Below are 4,320 nucleotides of genomic sequence, written 5' to 3' on the forward strand. Positions count from 1 at the left end.
CAACGAGGATATCGATTTATTGTAGTGAATCCATATTTGGTTTTCTATCGGATCATGAATGATACTGTAGTTATCCACCGTATTCTTCATGGGCGAAGAGACTATCTTCGTGAATTGTTTGATTCGTTTGAATAAAAGTAAGCGGAGCGGTTCACTTCACCTGAACAGATCGTTTCCACCCATAATACAAAGTGAGTGTAACCGCAAGGAAGCCGCCGTAAATACCGAGTGTCAGATAAACATTTATGATAATGCAACCGCTGTTACCGTGAGGATGCTGTTCGTTTCCTGAATCCAAGCCAACACAGCATCCCCGTACCCATACAGGGCCATAGGCAAGAGCTGTATAGAACAGAATGAGGCCCAGCCTCTTGTACCCTGCCGGGCTCATGTGCATACCTCCAGGCTTTCCTACTCTTTTTCTAAGCACCAAGTCTTCTCGGTCGTACTATATCAAGATTTGTCATCCCCCGTCAACCTCACCCTTCTCTTCCTGCTGTTAATTGCTGATTGCTTCGGATGTATTGAACTTGAATGGATGACGATTACTACTGGAGGGATACACATGGAGCGGGATTTCGACAGAAGCTATGCCGATGGATTTGCTGAGTATCGGAAGATGGATCTCTTTCTCCCGGAAGGGGAGCGGCAGCAGACCGCGTTGTTGTTTATTCACGGGGGAGGCTGGTACAAGGGCCGCAAGGAGCAATGGCATTCCGTTTGCGAGCATTTTGCCGATCGAGGTTTCGTCTGTGCTTCGATATCCTACCGATTAACGCCGCAATTCCGATTTCCTGCGCAGGTGGAGGATGTACGGCTTGCGATGCAGTACTTGAAGGGGCAAAGCGATGACCTCGGTTTTGCACGGGATCGGATTGTCGTCGTGGGCTCTTCCGCCGGAGGATATTTGGCATGTATGCTGGCAACTCTTGGGCGCGATGACTCGATCGGAGCAACCAAGGAGCTGCGGGACCGCGATACTATGCCCTATGCTGTCATTGGGTATTGCCCGATTACGACCTTATTCGTCAGCAAAACGACAATCGAGCAGTTGATGGTTTGTTCGCCTGATGACAACGAGCAGCTCTATCGCGATGCTTCTCCGGTGTGCCGAGTGAGCGGGAGAGAGCCTCCGTTTTTGCTGCTTCACGGGGATATGGATATGCGAATTCCGGTGGAGGAGGTCAAAAGCTTTCACGAGCGACTACTTGCTGAGGGCGGAAGCTCGCGGCTTGTCATCCTCCCGGGGGTTCCTCACGGCTTTGGCTACGGTGTTCGCACACCGGCGCAGCTTGAGGCGTTGGCGCAAGCGGAGCTTTTTCTCCGTCAGCTCTAGTTGCGCAACTCCAAATCCGTCATGTTGTTGTTTCAATTGTTGACAGAACGGAAATTTATATGTAAAATAATTCCATTGAGTTGACCAAAGACATGATTTCATTCACGACCGGCCCAGAGAGAGAAGCATTCGCTGCGAGCTTCTTCAGGAAACGGAATGAAATTACCCCTTTGTAGCTGTGGCGTTGAAAGCGTCAGTCAGGTTTGACACCGAAGAAGCACACGGCGCTTCCATTCAGCAGTAATGATCGTGTCTGTCATTTTACTTGACTAAGATGTATCTTGTGCTGCGCCCCGAACCTACAACATGCAGAATATTCTTTCTCACCATCTCGTTTACTATTTTTCCAGCTGCGGTCTGACTCGTATTTAAGAGCTGTTCTACTGTTTTTCGGGATATACTGGGGTGGCTTTCGAGATAATCTACGATGATTTCTTCAGCGGACATGGTTATTGGTAGATGTGTTGCTTTTGAAGCTGTGTATTCATTCCTGTTGGGAAGCGAGATCACAAAAGCGTTATCTGAAGTTTGCAGTACGGGCTTGAAGTCATATTCCTGGTAGCTAGCCATGATTTTGCTGATTCCAGTGCCATAGGCTTCAACGAATTTCAATCGATAAAATAAGGAAGCTAGCTTTTCGTTCCTTGGTTGGGAAATTCCCAGCATGATATCATTGATGGTAATTCCTCTGACAAGCCCGCCAAGAGAAATGAATTCAATACGATTGCTATAAATGTTCACAAGGGTGCTCCCGCTGAAGGCATAATCTCTATGAACAATGGAATTAAGCAAGGCTTCGCGTATAGCGGCTTCGGGGTAGTCTCTCTTATCGATACGGTTAATTCCCTTGAATTGTGCATTCGTTTTATTATGCAAGTCAATATACATGAACACTTCTGTAAGTTGTAGAAGCAGAGAACCTGAAAATTCTCTCCTGTCTTTGAATATGTTTTTGTCGGGGCCATCAAATACAGCTACCTTGATCGAATGAGGACATTGATCTGATAGAAGTAACCCCAAGTTGGTAAATACTTGGTCAGCATTTATGATGTTTAATGTTTTCATTTGGCTTTCTCCAAAAACCATTTCTTGCTGCTTAAAGGCTTTGGATGTTTCCGAGAAGGTTAGATCTTGGGTAAGGGAGCGAATATCTTCATATTTTTCGCCATCCGTTTCGATAATCATTTGTCTTATAGCCGATTCAGATGCTGGAACAGATGACAGGCCTTGTCTTACATAGACGCCAGAAGGTTTTAGTCCTTTCTCAGCAATATAATAAGGTCTCGAGGTCCCTCTTTGGATTAAGAGAACGATCACCTGAAGACCGTTAATCGTTGTGATGGACGGGGATGTAAACATGGAGATATCAGGTTTAATGGAGTCACGCAGCATATTCATGATTCGGGTCAATACCGACTCAGCCTGCTCCACACCCACTACAGTGCCATCATCAGCAATCCCTATATAGATCTCTCCTCCGTCCGTATTGACAAAGGCGATCGCTTCTTTTTTCAATTCAGGTGTAAATTCCCTCTTCAACTCACATATAGCGTTTTCTACAAAAACCATGCGGAATCTCCTCCTACTCTAACCATATTCTAACCCTTTACTAACCAATCTAACGAATTCTAACACATATCTCCTCACGTTGTCAAAATGGAGACTTGAGGGGCACTGATCTGATAGACTGTAGAGTTCATCGATTCCCTCCTTCTTGCCAGATCTGCCCTAAATAATGTGGATGAACGAGAGGGTTCAGCATAAACAAATAGAACCAAACTGAAAGACAGCTGCATCTTCAATCCCGCATAGGGATACTTCCTCTAGGGTTAGCATCAGACCTACCCCTGGTTGCGATAAAACATAAAATCCTGTTCACCATCCAGGCTGGACACCGCTTTCCACAGGACCTGTTCCAGATGATCCCCGAATGCATCCTGCCCAACCTTGCCAATGAAGTTTGCCTTCCCTGACAGCTTGGCAATAGCCGCTGCTACGTTCGCCGGGCTCTGCGAAATTTTGATGTGTCACGCAAAGGCAGACCATTTGCTACCAGGATAAAATCGATAAGAAGCTCTCCCAAGCATATGATTTTACGATTTAGATAGGCGCACAGTCTGCTGTGACCAACTGGAGTAACCATCATAGCAATCTCAACGCACTGAGAACCCAAACCAGTAGACTCTTCATGATTTATGTTCATGAAGATTTTTTTCGCCGTTAGCCACGTGGAATCATAACGCAAATAGTGGTAAAGTGGTGAGTAGTGTAGCACCAATAGTCAGTTTAATGATATAATATAGTCAGAATATCGTCATTTGAAAGGGGTTTAAAGGAATGAATATTAAGCCATCCACAACAATTCGACAAGACTATAATGGGTTTTCTAAATATTGTCATGAGCTTGATGAGCCCGTGGTCATAACTCGGAACGGTGAAGCTGATTTAGTTGTAATGAGTCATGAGGCGTATCGACGGATGGAGGCTCGCATTAAACTCCAATCCAAGTTATTAGTAGCGGAAAAGCAAATAGCTGAAGGTGCGGAACTACTTGATCATGAACAAGTAATGGAGAGAATGCGGAGAAAAATTGATGCCACAAAAGAGTAGGGTCCGATATACTCCGGCGGCGGTTGATGATATGGATGAAATTTTCTCGTATATTTCACAAGAAAATGTTGCAGCTGCAGAAAGTATGCTGGCTAAGCTAAACTCAAGCATTTCAGGATTGGCGGATTTCCCTAACAAAGGGTCAGTCTTATCAGAGGATGAATATTCCCTTATCCAACGAGGATATCGATTTATTGTAGTGAATCCATATTTGGTTTTCTATCGGATCATGAATGATACAGTAGTCATCCACCGTATTCTTCATGGGCGAAGAGACTATCTTCGTGAATTGTTTGATTCGTTTGAATAAAAGTAAGCGGAGCGGTTCACTTCACCTGAACAGATCGTTTCCACCCATAATACAAAGTGAGTGT

Annotated in this window: 7 protein-coding genes and 1 pseudogene; 4 read left to right on the forward strand and 4 right to left on the reverse strand. The window is 45.0% G+C overall.

Annotated features, from left to right (window positions below):
- The coding region (locus tag ACESLK_RS29860) for a type II toxin-antitoxin system RelE/ParE family toxin (RefSeq protein ID WP_373233501.1) at positions 1–135 on the forward strand (135 nt) is incomplete at its 5' end.
- A 16-nt stretch (positions 136–151) separates the two neighbouring features.
- Here the strand turns inward: ACESLK_RS29860 and ACESLK_RS29865 are convergent.
- Positions 152–391, reverse strand: coding sequence for a hypothetical protein (locus ACESLK_RS29865; RefSeq protein ID WP_373233495.1), 240 nt, complete (start codon positions 389–391; stop codon positions 152–154).
- A gap of 147 nt (positions 392–538) precedes the next feature.
- Here ACESLK_RS29865 and ACESLK_RS29870 point away from each other — a divergent pair, with 147 nt between their 5' ends.
- On the forward strand, positions 539–1,336 hold the full coding sequence (locus ACESLK_RS29870; RefSeq protein WP_373233496.1) for an alpha/beta hydrolase: 798 nt from the start codon (positions 539–541) through the stop codon (positions 1,334–1,336).
- A gap of 261 nt (positions 1,337–1,597) precedes the next feature.
- Here ACESLK_RS29870 and ACESLK_RS29875 read toward each other — a convergent pair whose 3' ends face one another.
- From ACESLK_RS29875 to ACESLK_RS29885, 3 genes and pseudogenes are all read right to left on the reverse strand, one after another.
- Positions 1,598–2,905, reverse strand: a complete 1,308-nt coding sequence (locus ACESLK_RS29875) for an RNA-binding domain-containing protein (protein ID WP_373233497.1) — start codon at positions 2,903–2,905, stop codon at positions 1,598–1,600.
- A gap of 272 nt (positions 2,906–3,177) precedes the next feature.
- Entirely contained in the window at positions 3,178–3,360 is a 183-nt protein-coding gene (locus ACESLK_RS29880; RefSeq protein ID WP_373233503.1) for a PfkB family carbohydrate kinase, read from the reverse strand.
- Positions 3,361–3,449: 89 nt separating this feature from the next.
- A pseudogene (locus ACESLK_RS29885) lies at positions 3,450–3,515 on the reverse strand (VOC family protein); the annotation flags it as partial.
- Positions 3,516–3,673: 158 nt separating this feature from the next.
- Between ACESLK_RS29885 and ACESLK_RS29890 the strand changes: the two are divergent.
- Positions 3,674–3,946 carry a type II toxin-antitoxin system prevent-host-death family antitoxin gene (locus tag ACESLK_RS29890; RefSeq protein ID WP_373233498.1) on the forward strand — a complete coding sequence of 91 codons (273 nt, stop codon included), beginning with the start codon at positions 3,674–3,676 and terminating at the stop codon, positions 3,944–3,946.
- Entirely contained in the window at positions 3,930–4,256 is a 327-nt protein-coding gene (locus ACESLK_RS29895; RefSeq protein ID WP_373233499.1) for a type II toxin-antitoxin system RelE/ParE family toxin, read from the forward strand. Before ACESLK_RS29890 ends, ACESLK_RS29895 begins: the two co-directional genes overlap by 17 nt.
- Positions 4,257–4,320: the final 64 nt, after the last annotated feature.

The organism is Cohnella sp. (genome assembly GCF_041640265.1).
Taxonomy (GTDB): Bacteria; Bacillota; Bacilli; order Paenibacillales; family Paenibacillaceae; genus Cohnella.

Excerpts from the sequence above, each read along its gene's own strand:
- ACESLK_RS29875 (WP_373233497.1), bottom strand. The coding sequence starts at position 2,905 with ATGGTTTTTGTAGAAAACGCTATATGTGAGTTGAAGAGGGAATTTACA.
- ACESLK_RS29870 (WP_373233496.1), top strand. The coding sequence starts at position 539 with ATGACGATTACTACTGGAGGGATACACATGGAGCGGGATTTCGACAGA.
- ACESLK_RS29890 (WP_373233498.1), top strand. The coding sequence starts at position 3,674 with ATGAATATTAAGCCATCCACAACAATTCGACAAGACTATAATGGGTTT.
- ACESLK_RS29865 (WP_373233495.1), bottom strand. The coding sequence starts at position 391 with ATGAGCCCGGCAGGGTACAAGAGGCTGGGCCTCATTCTGTTCTATACA.
- ACESLK_RS29895 (WP_373233499.1), top strand. The coding sequence starts at position 3,930 with ATGCCACAAAAGAGTAGGGTCCGATATACTCCGGCGGCGGTTGATGAT.